Genomic DNA, 20100 nt, shown 5'->3' on the forward strand with positions numbered 1-20100 from the left:
GAAAGCACAAATTCACGGGCTGTAGGAGCCTGACGATTCATGTAATGCGGCCGTAGCTCAGGGACACATGCGCTCTGTGTACTGGCTCACAACCAGATGGGAGGGCGAGTGACGATCTCCACGCACGTGCTGGACGCGGCCCGCGGCAGGCCGTTCGCCGGCATCGCCGTGTCGCTGCAACGGCGCGACGGGACCGAGGTGGCGAACGCCGAGACGAACACCGATGGCCGGATCACCGGATGGGGTGAAGGTCTTCCGGCCGGGGTCTACCGGCTGGTGTTCGACACGGCCGAAGCGGCGCCGTTCTTCCCCGAGGTCGTGCTCACCTTCGACTACTCCGATCCGGCGCAGCACTACCACGTGCCGTTGCTGCTGTCGCCGTTCGCCTACTCCACCTACCGAGGTAGCTGACGATGGACTTCCTTCGACCGGAAACGCTCGCGGAGGCGTTGGAGCTCAAGGCCCAGCGCCCTGATGCCGTGCCGATCGCCGGCGGCACGGACGTCATGGTGGAGATGAACTACGACCACCGCAGGCCGTCCGCGCTGCTCGACCTGACCAGGATCGCGGAGCTCCAGCAGTGGTCCGAGGGCCTGCGGGTCGGCGCCGGGGTGCCGTACGTGCGGATCATCGACGAGTTGGGCGCGCAGTTGCCCGGCCTCGCGATGGCCGCGCGCACGGTCGGTTCGCCGCAGATCCGCAACCGCGGGACCGTGGGCGGCAACCTGGGCGCGGCCTCGCCCGCCGGGGACACGCACCCCGTGCTGCTGGCGTCCGGCGCGGTGATCGAGGTGGCGTCGGTGCGCGGCACCCGGATGATCCCCGCCGCCGAGTTCTACCTGGGCGTGAAGCGCAACGCCCTGGAAGCCGACGAGCTGATCACGGCCGTGCACCTCGAGCCCGCTCCGGGCCCGCAGCAGTTCTCCAAGGTGGGCACGCGCAACGCCATGGTGATCGCGGTGTGCTCGTTCGGGATCTCGCTGTTCCCGCGGGAGAACCGGGTCGGCGCGGCGGTGGGGTCGGCCGCTCCGACGCCCCGGCACGCGGTCGACGCCGAGCAGTTCCTGGCCTCGGCGCTGGACTTCCAGAACCCGAAGCCGTTGCTGGACTCGGTGAAGCGCGAGTTCGGCGAGCTGGTGTCGCAGGCCGCGTCGCCGATCGACGACGTGCGCGGGTCGGCGGCTTACCGCAAGCACGCACTGGCCGTGATGGCACGCAGGACGCTGGGCTGGGCCTGGCAGGAACTCTTGGACGGGGACAAGGCATGCGCGTGAACGTGACGGTCAACGGCGAGCAGCGCCAGGCCGACGACGTCTGGGAAGGCGAGTCGCTGCTCTTCATGCTGCGCGAACGCCTCGGCCTGCCCGGCTCGAAGAACGCCTGCGAGCAGGGCGAATGCGGGTCGTGCACGGTGTACCTCGACAACGTGCCGGTGTGTGCGTGCCTGGTCGCCGCAGGTCAGGCGCAGGACCGCGAGGTGAAGACGGTCGAGGGGCTCGCGGACGGGGATCAGCTCGACCCGGTGCAGGAGGCGTTCGTCGAGGCGGGCGCGGTGCAGTGCGGCTTCTGCACGCCCGGTCTCGTGGTGCAGGCGCACGACCTGCTGGACCGCGTGCCGAACCCGTCCGACCCGGAGATCCGCGAGGCGCTCGCCGGGAACCTGTGCCGCTGCACGGGGTACGAGAAGATCCTGGACGCCGTGCGACTGGCGGCGTCCCGCCGATGATCGTCCTCGACCGCTGCGCGGTGTCCACTGTGGACGAGGCCGGGACCGAGCACGCGTCCGGGCACGTCGTGATCGACGGCGGCCGGATCCGGTCCGTCGGCTCGGGTCCCGCGCCCCGCCCGTACGAGTCGCACACGTACGTCGACGCGTCGTCGTGCCTGGTCACGCCCGGCCTGATCAACACCCACCACCACCTCTACCAGTGGGCGACGCGCGGGCTCGCGACCGACGCCACCCTGTTCGAGTGGCTGACCACGCTGTACCCGGTGTGGCGCGGCCTGGACGACACCGTGACGCACGCGGCGGCGTCGGCGGGCCTCGCGAAGCTCGCGCTGACGGGCTGCACGCTGGCCGCCGACCACCACTACGTGTTCCCGTCCGGTGGCGGTGACGTGTTCGACGCGCTGGTGTCGGCCGGGCGCCGGATCGGCATCCGACTGGAGGCGATCCGGGGGTCGATGGACCGCGGCCAGTCGCACGGCGGGCTGCCGCCGGACAACCTGGTCGAGGACACCGAGGCCGCGTTGATCGCGACCGAGCAGGCCATCGGCGACTACCACTCGACCGCCGCGGACGCCCTGGTGCGCGTCGCCGTCGGCCCGTGCTCGCCGTTCTCGGTGTCGCGCGAGCTGATGACCGGCGCGGCCGCGTTGGCCCGACGGCACGACGTGCGGCTGCACACCCACCTCGCCGAGACGCTGGACGAGGAAGAGCAGTGCCAGGCGGAGAACGGCTGCACGCCGACCGAGTACGCCGAGCAGCTCGGCTGGCTCGGGCCGGACGTGTGGCTCGCGCACACCGTGCACCTCAACGGCGACGCGGTGAAGCGGCTCGGGGCGACCCGGACCGGGTCCGCGCACTGCCCGACGTCCAACGGGCGACTGGGCACCGGTATCGCGCCCGTCCGCGACCTGCTGGACGCGGGTGCGCCGGTCGGTCTGGGTGTCGACGGGGCGGCGTCCAATGAGGACGGTGGGCTGGTCACCGAGCTGCGATCGGCCCTGTACCAGGCACGTCAGCGTGGCGGGCCGGGTGCGCTGGACGCCCGCAAGGCGTTGTGGATGGGCACGATGGGCGGCGCGCAGGTGCTGGGCCGCGCCGACGCGCTGGGGTCGATCGAGCCCGGCAAGGTCGCCGACCTCGCCGTGTGGGACCTGTCCGGTCTGGACTACGCGGGAATCGCGGACCCGGTGGCGGCGCTGGTGCTCGGCACGCCGCCGCCGTTGAAACTGTTGATCGTGGGCGGAGAGGTCGTGGTGCGGGACGGCGTCCTGCTCACGGCGTCGACCGACGACCTGGCGCGTGACCTCACCGCGGCCAGCGTGAAGCTTCAGGAGGCAGCGCGATGACCCTCACTCCCGCCGAACTCACCTCCGCGGTGTCGGGTGGCATCGGGACGTCACCGCAACGCCCGGACGGCAACCTCAAGGTGCGCGGCGAGTTCGCCTACGCGTCCGACCTGTGGCACGAGGACATGATCTGGGGCTCGACGCTGCGCTCGCCGCACCCGTACGCCCGGATCACGTCGGTGGACATCACCGAGGCGTTGAAGGTGCCGGGCGTGTACGCGGTGCTGACGCACTCCGACGTGCCCGGGCGCAACCTGTACGGGCTGGAGCACAAGGACCAGCCGGTGCTCGCCGTGGACGTCGTGCGCTACCAGGGCGAGCCGATCGCGCTCGTCGGCGCCGACCACCCGGAGACCGCGCTGCGGGCGATGAAGAAGATCGTCGTGACCTACGACGTGCTGGAACCCGTGGTGGACATGGAGACCGCGGCCGACGACACGCCGTTGCACCCCGGCGGCAACCTGGTGCGGCACGTGCCGATCCGGCGCGGTTCGCAGGACGTCACCGCCGACGTCGTGGTGACCGGGCGGTACGAGGTCGGCATGCAGGACCAGGCGTTCCTCGGGCCCGAGTCCGGGCTCGCGGTGCCGGCGACCGACGGGTCGGTCGACCTGTACATCGCGACGCAGTGGCTGCACGTGGACCGCGACCAGATCGCGGCGGCCCTGGGGTTGCCGCAGGAGCAGGTGCGGCTGACGTTGTCCGGTGTCGGTGGCGCGTTCGGCGGCCGTGAGGACCTGTCGATGCAGGTGCACGCGTGCCTGCTGGCCCTGCACACCGGCAAGCCCGTGAAGATGGTCTACAACCGCGAGGAGTCGTTCTACGGGCACGTGCACCGGCACCCGGCCGTGCTGTACTACGAGCACGGCGCCGACCACACGGGCAAGCTCGTCTACGTCCGGACTCGGATGTACCTGGACGGCGGCGCTTATGCGTCTTCTACGCCCGCTGTCGTGGCGAACGCGGCCACTCTCGGCGTTGGTCCGTACGAGGTCGACAACGTGACGGTGGACTGTTACGGCGTCTACACGAACAATCCGCCGTGCGGTGCCATGCGCGGATTCGGTGCTGTGCAGGCGGGTTTCGCCTACGAGTCCCAGATGGACAAGCTGGCCGAGGCGCTGGGCATGTCGCCGGTCGACGTGCGGGTGCGCAACGCGATGACCGAGGGGTCCGTGATGCCGACCGGGCAGGTGGTCGACTCGGCCGCGCCCGTCGCGCAGCTGCTGAAGCTGGTGCAGGACAAGCCGTTGCCCGCCGGCACGTCGTCGGACATCCGCGAACTGCCCGGTGGCGTCTCGAACACCACGCACGGCGAGGGTGTCGTGCGTGGGGTCGGGTACGCCGTCGGCATCAAGAACATCTGCTTCTCCGAGGGCTACGACGACTACTCGACCGCTCGTGTGCGCGTCTCGATGGTCAACGGGGAGTTGGCCGCCGCGGTGCACACCGCCGCGTGCGAGGTCGGCCAGGGCCTGGTGACGATCATGCAGCAGATCGTGCGGACCGAGCTCGGCATCGAGCGCGTGACCGTGCTGCCGATGGACACCACGATCGGCAACGGCGGCTCGACGTCGGCGTCGCGCCAGACGTACGTGACCGGTGGTGCCGTGAAGGCCGCCTGCGCGCTGGTCAAGTCGCGTTTGGACGGTCGGGTGGACATCGGTGACGAGATCATCGACGAGACCACCGAGTGGCGGCACCGCGCGACCGAGGCGCTGGATCCCGAGACGGGCCAGGGCAACGCGCACGTCCAGTACGGGTTCGCCGCCCACCGCGCGGTGGTGGACGTGGACGTCGACCTCGGCCTGGTGCGCGTGGTGTCGCTGGACTGCGCGCAGGACGTCGGCCGGGCGCTGAACCCGCAGGCCGTGGTGGGCCAGATCCAGGGCGGGTCCGCCCAGGGCCTCGGCCTCGCGGTGATGGAGGAGATCCAGACCTCCGGCGGCAAGGTGCGCAACCCGTCGTTCACCGACTACCTCATCCCGACCGTGCTCGACATGCCCCCGATGAGCATCGACGTGCTCGAACTCGCCGACCCCCACGCGCCGTACGGCATCCGCGGCGTCGGCGAACCGCCCACCATCTCGTCGACCCCGGCGATCGTGGCGGCGATCCGCGCGGCGACCGGCCTGGCGCTCACCCGCGTCCCGGTCCGCCCGGAACACCTCACAGGTACCTGAGTTTCTTGGAGTTTGTTGCTGTGAACGCACATCTGCTCGCCACCATCGACCTCGCGACCCAGAACGTGGCCTCCGGTGGAGGCCCGTTCGGCGCGATGATCGTCCGCGACGGCGAGGTGATCGCCACCGGCGTGAACCAGGTGACGCCAACGCTGGACCCCACCGCGCACGCCGAGGTCGTCGCGATCCGCGCGGCCTGCCAGGTCCTCGGTGATTTTCGTCTGACCGGCTGCACGCTGATCTCGTCGTGCGAGCCGTGTCCCCTGTGCCTGTCCGCCGCGCTCTGGGCGCGGGTGGACAAGGTGATCTACGCCGCCGACCGCCACGACGCGGCGGCCGCGGGTTTCGACGACCGGGAGTTCTACGAGCTGTTCAGCAAGTCGCGTGACGACTGGGAACTCCCGGTACTTCAGGTCTCCACAGGCGAGGACAACGCCCCGTTTACCGCGTGGACGTCACTCGCAACTCGAATCGATTACTAGGCCGTGTTTGTTCACGAGTAACTAGTACATCGGCGGCTTGCTCCCAGAGGAGCGCTGGCCGCGCGTCAAAGGGCCACGAGCCTGACTGCTGACCGGAGCTGTCTTCAATCGCGTTCCGGCGTTGGAACGCGCCCACCGGCATGGGAAAGGCCGTCCTCCATGACCCAGTTGCGGAGCCGACAATCGGCGTCGGCCCTCGATCAGTTCTTCCGCATCACCGAACGCGGCAGTTCGTTAGGCCGTGAAGTGCGCGGTGGCATCACGACGTTCGTCGCGATGTCGTACATCGTGCTGCTGAACCCGTTGATCCTCGGCGCGTCCGCGGACATCACCGGCGCCAAGCTCACCATCGCCGAGATCACCACCGCCACGGCACTGGCCGCCGGCGTGATGACCGTCCTCATGGGACTCGTCGGCAACGCACCGCTCGCCATCGCCGCCGGGCTCGGCGTCAACGGCGTGGTGGCCTTCCAGATGGCACCGGAGATGACGTGGGCGCAGGCCTTCGGTCTCGTGGTGCTGGAAGGCATCTGCATCGTGATCATGGCCGTCTCCGGGGTCCGTGAGCGGATCATCAACGCGATCCCGGAGCCGTTGAAGATCGCGATCACCGTCGGCATCGGTCTCTACATCGCCTTGGTGGGACTGGTGTCCGCCGGTTTCGTGACCCGCACGCCCGACGCCGCGCACTCGACGGTGCCGGTGCGGATGGGGATCGACGGCCACCTGAGCGGCTGGCCGATCGCGATCTTCTGCCTCGGGCTGCTGCTGATGATCGTGCTGATGGCGCGGGGCGTACCCGGTGCCGTGCTGATCAGCATCGTGGTGGCGACGCTCGTCGCGATCGGTGTGAACGCGGCGTTCGACGTCCAGGGCTGGGGGCTCGTCACGCCCTCGTTGCCCGACTCGGTGGTGAGCTCGCCGGACTTCGGGTTGTTCGGGCGCGTGGACCTGTTCGGCGGCTTCGTGTCGGCGGGCGTGATCGCGGCGACGATCTTCCTGTTCACGCTGGTGCTGTCCGGGTTCTTCGACGCGATGGGCACGATCACGTCCGTCGCCGAGGAGGCGGGGCTGCGCAAGGACGGCAAGGTCGAGGGGATGGGCAAGATCCTCATGGTCGACGGCGCCGGCGCGATCGCCGGTGGCGTCACGGGGTCCGCCCCGAACACCGTGTTCCTGGAGTCGGCCGCGGGGGTTGGCGAAGGCGCCCGCACCGGCCTGGCCTCGGTGGTGACCGGCGGGCTCTTCCTGGTGGCGTTGCTCTTCACGCCGCTCGCGACGGTCGTGCCCGCCCAGGCGGCAGCGCCCGCACTGGTGGTGATCGGCGGCCTGATGATGACCCAGATCCGCCGAATTCCCTGGCAGGAAACGGATTACACGATCCCCGTCTTCCTGACCATCGCCATCATCCCGTTCACCTACTCGATCACCAACGGCATCGGCGCCGGCCTCGTGTCGTTCGTCGTGCTGCGCATCTGCAAGGGCCGCTGGCCCGGCTGGCTGATGACCGGCCTGGCGCTGATGTTCGCCGTGTACTTCGCGGTGGACCTGATCAGCGGCAAGTGACCGCCGGGGCTCGGCCGGGCGGCCACCCGGCCGAGCCTTCTTGGGAGGACTTCGATGCGTGATCTGGCACCGACCTTGCTGTCGTGGGACCGGTTCGCGGTCGCGTCGGTCGTCGCCGTGCGGGGCAGCGCGCCCCGGCCGGTCGGCGCGGCGATGGCCGTCGGACCGTCCGGCGAGGTGATCGGCAGCGTGTCCGGCGGCTGCGTGGAGGCCGAGGTCCTTGACCTGGCGTGCCAGGTGCTGGAGACGTCCGAGTCCGTTCTGGCTTCGTTCGGCTACTCCGACGACACGGCGTTCGCCGTCGGCCTGACCTGCGGCGGTTCGCTCGACGTGCTCGTGCAACGCGACACTCCTTCGTTGCGTGCGGCTCTGTCGGCGTCGGTCGCGGGTGTTCCGCTCTCCGTGCGGTTCGAGGCCGAGGGCCGGGTGTTCACCGAGTCGTGGCTGCCCCCGCCGCGGCTGCTGGTGTTCGGCGCCATCGACCACGCCGCCGCCGTGGCCGAGATCGGCCGCTTCCTCGGCTACCACGTGACCGTGTGCGACGCACGGCCCGTGTTCGCCACCGCGGCCCGTTTCCCCGCGGCCCACTCAGTCGTCGTCGACTGGCCCCACCGCTACCTCGCCTCCACCCACACCGACTCCTCCACCGCCGTCGTGGTCCTGACCCACGACCCGAAGTTCGACATCCCGGTCCTGGTGGAGGCACTCGCGCGCCCGTTGGCCTTCGTCGGCGCCCTCGGCTCCCGCCGCACCCACGCCGAGCGGCTGGCCCGGCTGCGCGCCGAGGGTGTTCCCGACACCTCCCTGGCCCGTCTGCGTTCCCCCATCGGCCTCGACCTCGGCGGCCGCAGCCCCGCCGAGACGGCGGTGTCGATCGCCGCCGAACTCGTGGCCGTCCGGCACGGCGGCACGGGCCTGCCGCTGACCGCGCTGTCCACCCCCATCCACCGAACCCTGGAGAGTCATGGCACTGATCTTCCTCAACGGCGGCGGCATGAAGGACGGACCGCTGCACTCGCAGCTCCAGGGCACCCCGATGGTGTGCCGGGCGCGCAGTGCGGCCAAGTACCGCTACTTCTCGGTGCGGGGGAAGTTCCCCGCGATGCACGAGTCGGGCTCGGCCTCGGTGGTCGGTGAGCTCTACGACCTGCCGCTGAAGATCCTGCGGGACCACCTGGTCCCCGCGGAGCCCGCCGAACTGGAGATCGGCGTCATCGAACTGGAGGACGGCAGCGCCGCCCTCGCCACCGTCCTGCGCGACGGCCTGGTGGACCCACTACTCCAATCAGGTGACATCCGAGACATCTCGTATCTGGGTGACTGGCGCGAGTTCCTACATCGCGAGGGGTGAGGGAAGCGGCACCGGGGGGATGCCGCCGGCAAGGGGGAGTTGCCGCAGGCGGCGGGACCAACCGAAGTGGTCCCGCCGCGGGTCCTTCCCACCCGCTCTGCTCACCGCGATCGGCCCTTCAACAGCCCGCGCTCGTACGCCACCGCGACGGCAGCGGCCCGATCCGACACCCCGAGCTTCGCGTAAACGTGCAGCAGATGCGTCTTCACCGTCGCCTCGCTGATGAACAACGCCGCCGCCACCGCCCGGTTCGTGGACCCCTTGGCCACCAACCCCAGCACGTCCAGCTCCCGCGTGGACAACGGCTCCAGCGCAGGCTCCCGAACCTGCCCCAGCAACCGCGTCGCCACCGCGGGCGACAACACGGCCTCCCCGGCGTGCGCGGCCCGGATGGCCCGCTGCAACTCGTCGCGAGGAGTGTCCTTCAACAGGTACCCGGTGGCGCCGGCCTTGATGGCGGGCAACACGTCCCGGTCCGTGTCGTAGGTGGTCAGCACCAGCACGCGGCACGGGTGCCCGCGCAGCCGTTCGATGGCCGACAGGCCGTCCGAGCCGGGCATCCGCAGGTCCATCAGCACGACGTCCGGCGACACCGCCGTCACCACGGCGACGGCCTCGTCCCCCGACGCCGCCTCCCCCACGACCTCGAAGTCGGCGGCCGCGGCCAGCATGCCGCGCAGCCCGTCCCGCACCACGGGGTGGTCGTCCACGATCACGAGCCGGATCACGCCGCCACCTCGCACAGGCCAGCGAGCCCGGCAGACAGGCGGAAAGCGGTGTGGGGCCTGCGGTCGCCGCCAGCGTGGGCATTGCGCACCCCGCGGCCGTCACCAATGGCGACGACCCGGCCCTCACCGAACGGCCGACGGCGCTGCGCGCCCCGCACCGGCCGCGCTCCACCTGCCAAGCCGTCCCCCGCCCGCGTCTCCACCACGCCCGCGATCACGCCGACATCGCCCCTCCCGACTCCGACTTCACGAACCACACGCCCCGCTCGGCCATACCCGCCCGGCCCTCACGCCGGCACCCGCGCCGAGATCGCCGTGCCCGCACCCGGTTCCGACTCCACGAACAGCGCGCCGGACAGCCGGTGCACCCGGTGGCGCATCGCGGGCAGGCCGAAGCCGCCCGACGGGCGCGTCAGGTCGAAGCCCACGCCGTCGTCGCGCACGTCCAAGGTCACCACGTCCTCCATGTAGGACAGGGTGAGGCCGACCCGGGAGGCGGCGGCGTGCTTGGCCACGTTCGCCAGCGCCTCCTGCGCGGTGCGCAGCAGGGCGACCTCCACCTCGGGGTGCATGGTGCGCACGGCTCCGGTCAGCGTGACGGAGACCGGCACGCCGTTGATGGTCGACCAGCCCGTGGCGACGTCGTCCAGGGCCTCGTGCAGGGCCGCGGAGTCCAGGGCCGGTGGACGCAGGGCGTGGACGGAGCGGCGGGCCTCGGTCAGGTTCGCGCGGGCCAGGTCGGTCGCCACGGCCACGCGGCGTTCCCAGTCGGCGCCGGAGGCGGCGGACAGCTGCGTGATGATGCCGGCCAGGCCCTGGGCGAGGGTGTCGTGGATCTCGCCCGCCAGGCGGTGGCGTTCGTCCTGCACGCCTGCCTCGTGCGCCTGCACCAGCAGTTGGGCGTGCAAGCCCTCGTTCTCCTCCAGCAACTCCTTGCGCAGCCTGGACTGTTCCGTCGTCACGTGGCCCACGTACGTGAAGGTGCACGCCACCACCACGAACACGAGCAGCAGCAACCAGAACGCCGCCTCCTGGCCCGGCGGCGGGTAGCCGCCGAACAGGGACAGCGTCGCCAGGCCCGCTGTCAGGGCCACGACGAAGAACATCCAGCGGCCGCGCAGGAGTTCGCTCGCGTAGATGTAGACCGCGTACGAGACCGCGCCGAACCAGTGCTCCTGCATGCCGAGCACGCCGTAGAACACGACCATGCCACCGACGAACACGGCCATCAGCTTCGGGCGCGCGTGCCACGAGGGGTGCAGCGTGAACCACCACGTCATCCACACGTAGCCGAACGCCACGACGCCGTAGGTGAACCAGAGGTCCACGCCCGTCTGCGTGGTGAAGATCGAGTACAGCACCGTCGTCACGGTCAGCACGAAGTACGGGATCACGCGGGCGATCGAGACGAGCCTGCGCTCCCACCTGTCCAACGCGGCCATGTCCACGAGCTACTCCCAGCGGAACGTCTTGGCCGCGACGGTACCCGCCACGAGGCTCACCAGCCCCATGATCGCGAGATGCCCCCAATCCGGCGCGGTACCGAGCCACGCCTGGTGCAGCGCCTCCACTCCGGGAGGCGTGTACGAGCCGATCGTCTGGATCACCGAGGGCAGCATGAACCGCGGCAGGTACACGCCGCCGAAGAACATCAGCAGCATGAACACCACCGTCGCCACGCCACCGGCCGCCCGCGCGGTGGGGGCCAGTGCGGCGATCACCAGGCCCAGCGCGAACGTCCCCGCGCCTCCCAGCACCACGGCACACGCCAGGCCGAGTGGATGGTGAGGCAGGTCGACGCCGAAAACGACGTACCCCACGACTATAAGCAGCAGCACCGACAAGATCACCGCGACGAAGTTGACCACCATCTGCCCGACCAGCAACCGCGCCGGGTGCATGGGCGTCGTCGACAACCGCCGTAGCACACCGGTCTCCCGATACGTGGCCACGACGGCGGGCAGCCGCTGCAACCCGATGAACACCAGGGTGAACACGACCAGCGACGACAGGTAGCTGTCGATGAACCGCAGCCCGCCGAAGTTGGCATCGGGCGTCCGCAACGTCGGAATCGCCCCCAGCACCAGCAACAGCAGCGACGGGAACACGATGGCGAACAACGAGTTCAGCCGATCGCGCACGAACAGCCGAGCCTCGATCTCAACGATCTTCCACATCACGACCCCCGGTCAGTTCGACGTACGCGTCGTCCAGCGAGACCTGGTCGACGCGGAGCTGACGCGCCACGACAGACCGCCGCGCCAGGAACGAAGTCACGGCGTGCACCAGGTCCTCCGACGCCCCGGACACCACCACCTGCTCCCCCACCACCGACACCGACGCGACCTCCGGCAGCGCCTCCAGCAACGCCACGTCCAGCGCCCCCGACGGCACGAACCGCACCCGCGTCGCACCGTCCACTCGAGACACCAGCGCGGACGGCGAGTCCAGCGCCACGATCCGGCCGTCGCGGAACACCGCCACCCGGTCGCAGAGCCGCTCCGCCTCCTCCATGAAGTGCGTGACCAGCACGATCGTCACCCCGGACGACCGCACCTCCTCGATCACCGACCACGTGTCCCGCCGTGCCTGCGGGTCGAGCCCGGTCGTCAGCTCGTCGAGGATCGCGATCCGCGGCGACCCGACCAGCGCCAGCGCGATCGACAACCGCTGCTTCAACCCACCCGACAGCTGCCCGAACTCGGCACGCAGGTGCTCACCCAGCCCGAGCCGGGAAGACCAGTCGACCGGCGAGGGGTAGAACGACGAGAACAGCTCCAGCGCCTCGCGGACCCGCATCCGCTCCGGCAGCGCCGAGGCCTGCAACTGCACCCCGATCGCCGCCCGCACGTCCCCCGGCGCCTGCCCGAGCACCGACACCGTCCCCGAGTCCGGCGTCCGCAGCCCGGCCACGCACTCGACCGTCGTCGTCTTGCCCGCCCCGTTCGGCCCGAGCACGCCGAAGATCTCCCCCTCGGCGACCTCGAACGACACGGAGTCCACGGCGACACGAGGCCCGTACCTCTTGCCCAGATCGCGCACTTCGATGATTGCCATGCCTCCAGCCTCGAAGACCGGGCGCCGAAGATCATCGAACAACGAGCGCGACCGGGATCAACCGATCGGTTGATGCCCCGCGTCAGTTGTCCAGGGCGGTGGCACGCAACGCCGCGGCCAGCCGCGCCACCGGTTCCGGCACCGGTCCGGGCACCCGCGCCAGCAGGATCCGCCGTTGCTCGGCGGGACCACCCCGCACGGCCATGATCCGCACGCCGTCGGGCAGCACCTCCGCCAGTGAGGCGGACGCGGTCGTGATCCCGAACCCCGCCGCCACCAGGTGCAGCTTCGCCAGCCAGTCGCGCGCGGTGTGCGCGACGACGGGCCGTTCGTCGAGCCCCGGCCACACGCCCATCGTCAACTGGTCCCCCGGCCCGGCGATCCACCGCTGCCCCCGCAGGTCGGCGATGTCGACGAAGTCGTTGCGCGCCAGCGGATGCGAGGACGGCACCGCCACGCACAGGCTGCGCTCGGTCAGCGTCTCCGTCGCCAACGCCGGAATCTCGTCGTCCGGAGCGCGGAACGGAGGCTGCGACGCGATCAACGCGACGTCCAGCGTCCCCGCCCGCAACGCCCGGACCAACGCCGGTGTGCTGCCCTCGCGCGTCACGACCGTGATCGACGGGTGCGTCCGCTCCAGCGCGAGAAGTGCCTGGGGCACGAGCCAGGAACCCGCGGTGGCGAACCATCCCAGCCGGACAGTGCTCGCGTCCTCGTCCGGCAGCCCGGCAAGCTCCCGTGCGCCCGCATCGACCTGATCGACCACCACGGCCGCACGCCGCAACACGAGCCGACCAGCCGCCGTGAGCCGCACGCCGTCATGGCGCCGCTCCAGCAACGAAGCCCCCGCCGCCTTCTCCAGCGCGGCGATCTGCCGGGACACCGCCGACTGCGTGTACCCCAGCGCGGAGGCCGCCGCCGTCAACGTGCCGCGCTCGGCGACCTCGCGGAACACCCGCAGCGCGACCAGCGACGCATCACTCAGAGCCATGACGTCAACGCATACCCTGAATGACAGATTCTCGCTACCCGCATGCCTTCGGCGAGCCTACCGTCGAAGACGTGATCGAAACAGGATTCGGATTCAGCAGCACCGCCGCGGAGGTCAGCGAAGGCATCGACCTGACCGGCAAGCGCGCGATCGTGACCGGCGCGTCGTCCGGCATCGGCGTCGAGACCGCCCGAGTACTCGCGCTCAGAGGCGCCGAGGTCACCCTGGCCGTCCGCGACACCGACGCCGGCGAGAAGACCGCCCAGGACATCGACGGGAACGTCCACGTCGCCCACCTCGACCTCACCGACCTGGCGTCCGTCGAGGCGTTCACCAGCGCGTGGACCGGCCCGTTGCACGTCCTCGTGAACAACGCGGGCGTCATGGCCACCCCGCAGCAGCAGACCGAACAGGGCTGGGAGTGGCAGTTCGCCACCAACCACCTGGGCCACTTCGCACTGGCCACGAACCTGCACCACGCACTCAAGGCAGCGGGCAACGCACGGATCGTCTCGCTCACGTCGACCGGCCACATGATCTCGCCCGTGGTGTTCGACGACGTCCACTACGCGTTCCGCCCGTACGACCCGTGGAGCGCATACGGCCAAAGCAAGACCGCGAACGTGCTGTTCGCTGTCGAGGCCACGCGCCGATGGGCGGCGGACGGCATCACGGCCAACGCCGTCATGCCCGGCGGCATCTACACCAACCTCCAGCGGCACACCGGAGGCCAGGGCAGCGGCACGGTCGACGAGTCCCTCATCAAGACCGTCGAGCAGGGCGCGGCGACGTCCGTCCTGGTGGCCACCTCACCGTTGCTGGAAGGCATCGGCGGCCGCTACTTCAACGACTGCAACGAAGCTCAGACCGTCGACCGCCGCGGCGAGGCTCGACGACTGCAGGGCGTCGCCCGCTACGCCCTCGACCCGGAAGGCGCCGAACGTCTCTGGGCCTACTCCGAGACCCTGCTGGCGAAGGCATGAGCGTCGCACTGGTCACCGGCGCCACCCAGGGCCTCGGCCTGGCGCTGGTCGAGGGCCTCGCCCAGCGCCTCGAGCCGGCCGACACCGTCTACCTGACCGGCAGGAACCTCGACCGGGTCACCGAGGCCGTGCAGTCCATGCCGGGTGGCGGCGCGAAGGTCCGCGGCGAACTCCTGGACGTCGCGGACCCCGGCGCAGCCAAGAAACTGGCCGCACAACTGGAAGAACGCCACGGCGGCGTCGACATCGTGTTCGGCAACGCGGTCATGCGCGTCGGCCCGGACGACGAGCCGAAGGCGATCATCGACAGCTACACCGAGGTCAATAACTTCGGCACCACGAGGCTGCTCAACGCCTTCGCGCCGGTGCTGAACGACAACGGCAGCCTCATCGTGGTCGCGAGCTCGCTCGGCACCCTCCGGCACCTGGCTCCGGTGCTGCACGGGCGGTTCACCCGGCCGTCCACTCTGGACGAACTGGACGCGCAGATCGCGCGCTGGCGCGACGAGGTGAAGGACGGCCGCGCGAAAGCCGGCGCCTGGCCGGGCTTCGTGAACATCCCGTCCAAGATCGGCCAGGTCGCTGCCGTGCGCGTGCTCGCGGACGAACGGCGCGAATCCGATCTGGCCAGAGGAATCCTGCTCGCGGCGGCGTGCCCGGGCATGATCAACACGCCCACTTCCGCGCTGTGGTGGGACGTCAGCACCGCGCCGACCCCGGCCCAGGCCGCGACCGCGCTGCTGGACCTCGCCCTGACCCCGCTCGATCCCGCGCAGTACGGCGAGCTCGTCCGCCACGGCGAGGTCGTGCCGTTCAGCTGATGGGCTTGTCCAGCCCGTGCACGACCTGGTCGAGCAACGTCCGGATGACCCCTTCGTTGTGCTCGCTGCGCCCCGGCGTGATCATCCGCGACGTCGCCTCGACCATGGCGTGCACCAGCATCGCCCGCAGCTGCGCCCGTTCCACCCCGGCGGTCTTGAACACCCCGACCAGCGGCGCCAGCAACCGTTCGTGCTCGGCCCGGATCTGCTCGCGCGCCGCGTCCGGCAACGTGTGCGCGGACAACGCCACCACCGCGCCGTGACTGCCGTCGGTGATGATCGCGAGCTCGGTCCGCAGGTACGCCTCGATCTTCGCGGGCACCGACGACGCGCCGTTGACCGCGTCCTCCAGCTTGTCCGCCCACTCCGGCAGCGCGTCCGAGACGATCGCGGCGACCAGTTCCTCCCGCGAGCGGAAGTACTCGTAGAGGCTCGGCCGCGACAGCCCGACCCGTCTGGCCAGCGACGCGAGCGTCAACGCCTCCGCTCCCTCGGACGCGACGATGTCCCGGCCGGCGTCCAGAAGGGCGCGCAACCGGTTGGCGCGATGCTCGGCAACGGTGTCTGCGCTGATCCTCGGCACATTGGGATCGTATCGCGCTTGATTTCCCGACGGGGAGTTGGAATAGTTCCCGACAGAGCGTCGGTATCAGGGAGGCCTGCATGTTCATCGCGACCAACCGCATGTTCGTGAACCCGGACATGTCCGAGGAGTTCGAGCGCTACTTCCGCGGCAACATGCGCACGCACCTGCCCGGAGTCCCCGGCCTGTTGCGCAGCACGCTCCTCAAGCCGACCCAGGACGACCAGCCGTACGTCTCGGTCAACGAGTTCGAGTCCGAGGAGGCCTTCCGCGCGTGGGTCGCCTCCGACGCGTTCCGCGAGGCGCACAAGGGCCACCGCACGATCGCACGCCTCGTCACGGGCAACGACCCGGAGCGCTTCACGCACGCCGAGGACATGATCCTTCCCCGGCAGCGCACCGAGCAGGACTCAGAGCTCTGACAACAACTTCTTCATCCGGTTGATCTCGTCGTCCTGGGTGGCGACCACGTCGTCGGCCATCTCCTCGACCTGGACGTTGGTCCCGGAGCCGCGCACGTCGGTCGCCATCTTGATCGCACCCTCGTGGTGCTTGATCATCAACTCGAGGAACATGCGGTCGAAGTCCTTGCCCCGCGCGGCACCGAGGGCGTTCAACTGGTCCTGAGTGGCCATGCCGGGCATCGTCGAGTGGTCGCCGTGCGTGCCGATGGCGTTGAACGTGCGCTGCCACTGCTTCATGGCGCCGATCTCGGGTTCCTGACTGAACCTGATCCGGTCGGCCAGGCCCTTCAGGGTCTCGTTCTGCGCGCGCTCGGGGGCGAACCTCGTCATGGCGATCGCCTGCTCGTGGTGGGCGATCATCATCGCCACGTACTCGCGGTCGGCGTCGTTCGGCGGCGCCGCGACCCTGCCCGTCACGTCCGAGGGGTTGACGGTCGGCGCGGAACCACCGGGAGTGTCCGGCGCGATGACCGGCGCGGCGGCGGGCTCGGTCGACGTGCAGCCGGCGAGCAGTGCGGCCGCAGCGACGACGGCCAGGACCCCAGAACGCATGCTTCGGACAATACAGTCCACCGCCCGCCGGTCCAGGCCTCGCGACGTGGCATCCGCTTGGTGACGCGGTGAAACCGGACAATCACTCCATGCCGACTGTCCACTTTCGCAAGGATGGACAAAGAGTGCGGAACCCTCCGAAAGAACCTGGCCCTTAGCAAGGCGAAAGGGTCATACTCGCCCCCACCAACCCGTATAGAGGGGGTAAAGCTGTGTCTTCACGCGCAACGACCCGGCGACGCAGAGCGTCACTCGCGGTTCTGGGGGCGCTCGCGCTGACGCTGTCGACGGCGACCGGGCCGGCGTACGCCGAGCCCGACCTGCCTTCCGACGGCGCCGGACTGAGCGAGGCCCAGCTCGAGTCGCGGGCGGAGGGTTCCGCCGCGCTTCCCGGCGTCGACGAGATCAGCCGCAGCCGCAACATGGTCCCGGTCGCCCACCTGGACAAGCAGGTTCCGCTCAGCTCGACGCAGACCGACATCGCGTTCCAGGACAACTACGCGTTCGTCGGCAACTACGACGGCTTCGTGATCTACGACATCCGCAACCCGCGGAGCCCCAAGATCAAGAGCCAGGTCCTCTGCCCCGGCTCGCAGAACGACATCTCGGTGTACGGGAACCTGCTGTTCCTGTCGACCGACTCCTCGCGCAGCGACAACTCCTGCGCCAGCGTCTCCCAGTCCGCGACGATCAAGGAGTCGTGGGAGGGCATCAAGGTCTTCGACATCAGCGACAAGAGCGCCCCGCGCTACGTCGCCGCGGTCGAGACCGCCTGCGGTTCGCACACCCACACGATGGTGCCGAGCAAGAACAAGAAGGACGTCTACCTCTACGTCTCTTCCTACTCGCCGAACGCCACGTTCCCGGACTGCCAGCCGCCGCACGACAAGATCTCCATCGTCAAGGTGCCGGTGAAGAACCCGGCCGCGGCCTCGCTGCTCAAGGCCCCGGTCCTCTTCCCGGACGGCGGCAACGGCGGTCGCCCCGGCGACATCGAGACCGGCTACACCTCGGCCACCTCGGGTTGCCACGACATCACCGTCTACCCGCAGCTCGACCTCGCGGCCGGCGCCTGCATGGGTGACGGCGTCCTCTGGGACATCTCGAACCGGGAGAACCTGGTCGAGATCAACCGGGTGCAGGACGACGCGCACTTCGCGTTCTGGCACTCCGCCACGTTCAACAACAGCGGCACCAAGGTCGTCTTCACCGACGAGCTCGGTGGCGGTGGCGCGGCGACGTGCAACGAGAAGATCGGCCCGAACCGCGGCGCCAACGGCATCTACGACATCGTGGGCAAGGGCAAGAACCGCAAGCTGGTGTTCAAGTCCTACTACAAGATCCCGCGCATGCAGACCGACTCGGAGAACTGCGTCGCGCACAACGGTTCGCTGATCCCGGTGCCCGGCAAGGACATCATGGTCCAGTCCTGGTACCAGGGCGGCATCTCGGTGTGGGACTTCACGAACTCGGCCAAGCCGCGTGAGATCGGCTTCTTCGAGCGCGGCCCGATGCCGAACCTCGCCGGTGGCGGCACCTGGTCGACCTACTGGTACAACGGCTACATCTACTCCTCGGAGATGGGCCGAGGCTTCGACGTGATCGACATGCGCGACCCGCGCACGTTCATCGCGAAGCTGTTCCGCACGGACGAGCTCAACGTCCAGACGCAGGGCAACTTCTACCGCGGGTAGCCGGTTCCTGACATCAGCGCGGCTGCCGACGTTCGGCAGCCGCGCTGATCGCTGTCAGGACCAGGGTCACCGCGACACCGCCGAACACCGCCCACACGGGGTTGCCGACGTCCATCGCCCAAGCGGCGACGACGGCCGTGAGCCCGTAGCCCGCGCCGGTCACCGCGTACATCATCGAGAACCCGGCCGCGTGCGCGCCGACCGGAAGCCGTTCGCGCAGAGCGAGACTGCGCGTCACCAGCACCCCCGACTGGAACAGCCCGGCCGCGAGCAAGGCGCCCGCGATGCCCGGCAGGTTCGGGAACAACGCCAGCGCGCCGACGCACGTCGCCGTGATCACCAGCAGCACCAGGCCCTGCGTGCGGAACGTGCCCGGCCACGGCCGCAGCCCGTACAGCACCGCGCCCAGCGCGCTGCACGCCGCGAACCCCATGAGCAGCGGCCCGATCCAGCCGATGCCGATCCCCCGGTGTTCGAGCAGCGCCGGCAGCACGAGCTCGGCGACCGCGAGCTGCGCCAGTGCCGCCGCGCTCACCAGGTAGATCGGCCACGCCGACGCCACGACCCTGGGCTTCGCCGTGCCGGACCGCGACGTCACGTGCCCGCGCGGCAGGATGAACACCAGCCACGCCGCCACCACGATCAGGCTCACCGACACCACGACGGGCGCCCGGTGGTCGACGCTCAGCGCCAGCACCGTGACGAGCGCGGGCGCCACCGCCCACACCACCTGCGTGATCATGGCGTCGAAGCCCATCGCCTTGGGCACCAACGCGTCCGGCACCAGCCCGAGCAGCATCGCCCGCAACCCGCCGGGTGTCGTCGACGGCCCCGCGCCGGCCACGAACGCCGCGATCGCCAGCACCGTGACGTTCTGCGTGAGCGCCAGCGTCGTGAACGCCACCGCCCCGACGACCAGCCCGATCGACAGCTGCCCGCGCATCCGCGACGGGTCGAGGAACAACCCGAGCAGCGCGGCGCCGAGGACCTCCCCCAGCACGTACACCGCGACCAGCGACGCCGCCAGCACGTACCCGCCGGGCAGTCCCCTCGTCAGGAACACCATCATCAGCGGCGTCATCGACATCGGCAGCTTCGCGGCGACCGTCACCACGGCGCACGCCAGCACGTCCCGGTTCGCGAGGTCGCGGTACCCGGCAGCGGAGATCGTCATCTACTCGCCCAGCTCCTGGAACAACGTCAGCTGCAACCCGGCAGGGGCTTTCAGGCGCGCGTTCAGCGAGTTCCACGGCGTGCGCGTGGGTTCCGCGATCACCTCGGCCCCGGCGGCCTCGAGCCGCCGGGTCGTTCCCTCGGAGTCCGTGACCTCGAACGCGACCCGGACGTGCCCCGCGACCCGCTTGCCGACCTCGACCTCGTCGATGAACTCGGCGTGCGGCGGATCGGTGATCTCCAGCGTCGCCCGCCCGGCCTCGAGGATCGTGACCCGCCCGCCGTCGGAGGAGAACGCCGCCCGTTGCTCCAGGCCGAGCACGTCTCGGTAGAAGCGCAGGGCCTCGTCGTAGTCGTCGGCGGTGACGACCAAGCGGAGTTCACGGACACCGGTCAT

Annotated in this window: 21 protein-coding genes and 1 pseudogene; 13 read left to right on the forward strand and 9 right to left on the reverse strand. The window is 70.0% G+C overall.

Annotated features, from left to right (window positions below):
• Nucleotides 1–96: 96 nt before the first annotated feature.
• The 9 genes and pseudogenes from uraH to ACFWNN_RS28365 form a co-directional block, all read left to right on the forward strand.
• On the forward strand, nucleotides 97–411 hold the full coding sequence (gene uraH / locus ACFWNN_RS28325; RefSeq protein WP_382442973.1) for a hydroxyisourate hydrolase: 315 nt from the start codon (nucleotides 97–99) through the stop codon (nucleotides 409–411).
• A gap of 2 nt (nucleotides 412–413) precedes the next feature.
• A complete protein-coding gene (locus ACFWNN_RS28330) occupies nucleotides 414–1274 on the forward strand; it encodes an FAD binding domain-containing protein (RefSeq protein WP_382442974.1) in 861 nt (286 codons plus the stop codon).
• A complete protein-coding gene (locus ACFWNN_RS28335; protein ID WP_382442975.1) occupies nucleotides 1265–1726 on the forward strand; it encodes a (2Fe-2S)-binding protein in 462 nt (153 codons plus the stop codon). The genes ACFWNN_RS28330 and ACFWNN_RS28335 overlap by 10 nt, the downstream gene beginning before the upstream one ends.
• Nucleotides 1723–3075 carry an 8-oxoguanine deaminase gene (locus tag ACFWNN_RS28340; protein ID WP_382442976.1) on the forward strand — a complete coding sequence of 451 codons (1353 nt, stop codon included), beginning with the start codon at nucleotides 1723–1725 and terminating at the stop codon, nucleotides 3073–3075. Before ACFWNN_RS28335 ends, ACFWNN_RS28340 begins: the two co-directional genes overlap by 4 nt.
• Nucleotides 3072–5258 carry a molybdopterin cofactor-binding domain-containing protein gene (locus ACFWNN_RS28345; RefSeq protein WP_382442977.1) on the forward strand — a complete coding sequence of 729 codons (2187 nt, stop codon included), beginning with the start codon at nucleotides 3072–3074 and terminating at the stop codon, nucleotides 5256–5258. Before ACFWNN_RS28340 ends, ACFWNN_RS28345 begins: the two co-directional genes overlap by 4 nt.
• Before the next feature lie 20 nt (nucleotides 5259–5278).
• Entirely contained in the window at nucleotides 5279–5740 is a 462-nt protein-coding gene (locus ACFWNN_RS28350) for a nucleoside deaminase (protein WP_382442978.1), read from the forward strand.
• A 159-nt stretch (nucleotides 5741–5899) separates the two neighbouring features.
• Nucleotides 5900–7306 carry an NCS2 family permease gene (locus tag ACFWNN_RS28355; RefSeq protein ID WP_382442979.1) on the forward strand — a complete coding sequence of 469 codons (1407 nt, stop codon included), beginning with the start codon at nucleotides 5900–5902 and terminating at the stop codon, nucleotides 7304–7306.
• A 54-nt stretch (nucleotides 7307–7360) separates the two neighbouring features.
• Nucleotides 7361–8443 (forward strand): XdhC family protein, encoded by a 1083-nt coding sequence (locus ACFWNN_RS28360; RefSeq protein ID WP_382442980.1) that lies wholly within the window; start codon nucleotides 7361–7363, stop codon nucleotides 8441–8443.
• Nucleotides 8340–8657, forward strand: a pseudogene (locus ACFWNN_RS28365) (gamma-glutamylcyclotransferase); the annotation flags it as partial. The gene ACFWNN_RS28360 and the pseudogene ACFWNN_RS28365, both read left to right, overlap by 104 nt.
• A gap of 101 nt (nucleotides 8658–8758) precedes the next feature.
• Here ACFWNN_RS28365 and ACFWNN_RS28370 read toward each other — a convergent pair.
• From ACFWNN_RS28370 to ACFWNN_RS28390, 5 genes are all read right to left on the reverse strand, one after another.
• A complete protein-coding gene (locus ACFWNN_RS28370) occupies nucleotides 8759–9385 on the reverse strand; it encodes a response regulator (protein WP_382442981.1) in 627 nt (208 codons plus the stop codon).
• 287 nt (nucleotides 9386–9672) lie between these two features.
• Complete coding sequence (locus tag ACFWNN_RS28375; RefSeq protein WP_382443052.1) at nucleotides 9673–10827, reverse strand: sensor histidine kinase; 1155 nt, start codon at nucleotides 10825–10827, stop codon at nucleotides 9673–9675.
• Between the two features lie 9 nt (nucleotides 10828–10836).
• A complete protein-coding gene (locus tag ACFWNN_RS28380; protein ID WP_382442982.1) occupies nucleotides 10837–11562 on the reverse strand; it encodes an ABC transporter permease in 726 nt (241 codons plus the stop codon).
• Nucleotides 11546–12442, reverse strand: a complete 897-nt coding sequence (locus ACFWNN_RS28385; protein WP_382442983.1) for an ABC transporter ATP-binding protein — start codon at nucleotides 12440–12442, stop codon at nucleotides 11546–11548. Before ACFWNN_RS28385 ends, ACFWNN_RS28380 begins: the two co-directional genes overlap by 17 nt.
• Nucleotides 12443–12524: 82 nt before the next feature.
• A complete protein-coding gene (locus ACFWNN_RS28390; protein ID WP_382442984.1) occupies nucleotides 12525–13433 on the reverse strand; it encodes a LysR family transcriptional regulator in 909 nt (302 codons plus the stop codon).
• A gap of 71 nt (nucleotides 13434–13504) precedes the next feature.
• Between ACFWNN_RS28390 and ACFWNN_RS28395 the strand changes: the two genes are divergently transcribed.
• Both ACFWNN_RS28395 and ACFWNN_RS28400 read left to right on the forward strand, forming a co-directional pair.
• Complete coding sequence (locus ACFWNN_RS28395) at nucleotides 13505–14416, forward strand: SDR family NAD(P)-dependent oxidoreductase (protein ID WP_382442985.1); 912 nt, start codon at nucleotides 13505–13507, stop codon at nucleotides 14414–14416.
• Nucleotides 14413–15237: an SDR family NAD(P)-dependent oxidoreductase gene (locus ACFWNN_RS28400; protein WP_382442986.1), complete on the forward strand. Its 825-nt coding sequence runs from the start codon at nucleotides 14413–14415 to the stop codon at nucleotides 15235–15237. The genes ACFWNN_RS28395 and ACFWNN_RS28400 overlap by 4 nt, the downstream gene beginning before the upstream one ends.
• Here the strand turns inward: ACFWNN_RS28400 and ACFWNN_RS28405 are convergent.
• Complete coding sequence (locus tag ACFWNN_RS28405) at nucleotides 15230–15820, reverse strand: TetR/AcrR family transcriptional regulator (protein ID WP_382442987.1); 591 nt, start codon at nucleotides 15818–15820, stop codon at nucleotides 15230–15232. The genes ACFWNN_RS28400 and ACFWNN_RS28405 overlap by 8 nt on opposite strands.
• An 80-nt stretch (nucleotides 15821–15900) precedes the next feature.
• Between ACFWNN_RS28405 and ACFWNN_RS28410 the strand changes: the two genes are divergently transcribed.
• Entirely contained in the window at nucleotides 15901–16242 is a 342-nt protein-coding gene (locus ACFWNN_RS28410; RefSeq protein ID WP_382442988.1) for an antibiotic biosynthesis monooxygenase family protein, read from the forward strand.
• Here the strand turns inward: ACFWNN_RS28410 and ACFWNN_RS28415 are convergent.
• Complete coding sequence (locus ACFWNN_RS28415) at nucleotides 16231–16836, reverse strand: DUF305 domain-containing protein (RefSeq protein ID WP_382442989.1); 606 nt, start codon at nucleotides 16834–16836, stop codon at nucleotides 16231–16233. The two genes, ACFWNN_RS28410 and ACFWNN_RS28415, sit on opposite strands and share 12 nt — an antisense overlap.
• A 212-nt stretch (nucleotides 16837–17048) precedes the next feature.
• Here ACFWNN_RS28415 and ACFWNN_RS28420 point away from each other — a divergent pair, with 212 nt between their 5' ends.
• Nucleotides 17049–18530 carry an LVIVD repeat-containing protein gene (locus ACFWNN_RS28420; RefSeq protein ID WP_382442990.1) on the forward strand — a complete coding sequence of 494 codons (1482 nt, stop codon included), beginning with the start codon at nucleotides 17049–17051 and terminating at the stop codon, nucleotides 18528–18530.
• Nucleotides 18531–18543: 13 nt separating this feature from the next.
• Here ACFWNN_RS28420 and ACFWNN_RS28425 read toward each other — a convergent pair whose 3' ends face one another.
• Together ACFWNN_RS28425 and ACFWNN_RS28430 are read right to left on the reverse strand one after the other, a co-directional pair.
• Nucleotides 18544–19704: an MFS transporter gene (locus ACFWNN_RS28425; RefSeq protein WP_382442991.1), complete on the reverse strand. Its 1161-nt coding sequence runs from the start codon at nucleotides 19702–19704 to the stop codon at nucleotides 18544–18546.
• On the reverse strand, nucleotides 19705–20100 hold the full coding sequence (locus tag ACFWNN_RS28430) for a VOC family protein (protein WP_382442992.1): 396 nt from the start codon (nucleotides 20098–20100) through the stop codon (nucleotides 19705–19707).

It is taken from the genome of Lentzea sp. NPDC058450 (assembly GCF_042721395.1).
In the GTDB taxonomy this organism is placed as follows: Bacteria; Actinomycetota; Actinomycetes; order Mycobacteriales; family Pseudonocardiaceae; genus Lentzea.

Bases quoted from the DNA above. Each gene is read 5' to 3' on its own strand.
- ACFWNN_RS28400 (WP_382442986.1), top strand. From the start codon at position 14,413: ATGAGCGTCGCACTGGTCACCGGCGCCACCCAGGGCCTCGGCCTGGCG.
- ACFWNN_RS28375 (WP_382443052.1), bottom strand. From the start codon at position 10,827: ATGGCCGCGTTGGACAGGTGGGAGCGCAGGCTCGTCTCGATCGCCCGC.
- ACFWNN_RS28415 (WP_382442989.1), bottom strand. From the start codon at position 16,836: ATGCGTTCTGGGGTCCTGGCCGTCGTCGCTGCGGCCGCACTGCTCGCC.
- ACFWNN_RS28355 (WP_382442979.1), top strand. From the start codon at position 5,900: ATGACCCAGTTGCGGAGCCGACAATCGGCGTCGGCCCTCGATCAGTTC.
- ACFWNN_RS28390 (WP_382442984.1), bottom strand. From the start codon at position 13,433: ATGGCTCTGAGTGATGCGTCGCTGGTCGCGCTGCGGGTGTTCCGCGAG.
- ACFWNN_RS28335 (WP_382442975.1), top strand. From the start codon at position 1,265: ATGCGCGTGAACGTGACGGTCAACGGCGAGCAGCGCCAGGCCGACGAC.
- ACFWNN_RS28385 (WP_382442983.1), bottom strand. From the start codon at position 12,442: ATGGCAATCATCGAAGTGCGCGATCTGGGCAAGAGGTACGGGCCTCGT.
- ACFWNN_RS28345 (WP_382442977.1), top strand. From the start codon at position 3,072: ATGACCCTCACTCCCGCCGAACTCACCTCCGCGGTGTCGGGTGGCATC.
- ACFWNN_RS28380 (WP_382442982.1), bottom strand. From the start codon at position 11,562: ATGTGGAAGATCGTTGAGATCGAGGCTCGGCTGTTCGTGCGCGATCGG.
- uraH (WP_382442973.1), top strand. From the start codon at position 97: ATGGGAGGGCGAGTGACGATCTCCACGCACGTGCTGGACGCGGCCCGC.
- ACFWNN_RS28430 (WP_382442992.1), bottom strand. From the start codon at position 20,100: ATGACCGGTGTCCGTGAACTCCGCTTGGTCGTCACCGCCGACGACTAC.
- ACFWNN_RS28340 (WP_382442976.1), top strand. From the start codon at position 1,723: ATGATCGTCCTCGACCGCTGCGCGGTGTCCACTGTGGACGAGGCCGGG.
- ACFWNN_RS28425 (WP_382442991.1), bottom strand. From the start codon at position 19,704: ATGACGATCTCCGCTGCCGGGTACCGCGACCTCGCGAACCGGGACGTG.
- ACFWNN_RS28360 (WP_382442980.1), top strand. From the start codon at position 7,361: ATGCGTGATCTGGCACCGACCTTGCTGTCGTGGGACCGGTTCGCGGTC.
- ACFWNN_RS28410 (WP_382442988.1), top strand. From the start codon at position 15,901: ATGTTCATCGCGACCAACCGCATGTTCGTGAACCCGGACATGTCCGAG.
- ACFWNN_RS28330 (WP_382442974.1), top strand. From the start codon at position 414: ATGGACTTCCTTCGACCGGAAACGCTCGCGGAGGCGTTGGAGCTCAAG.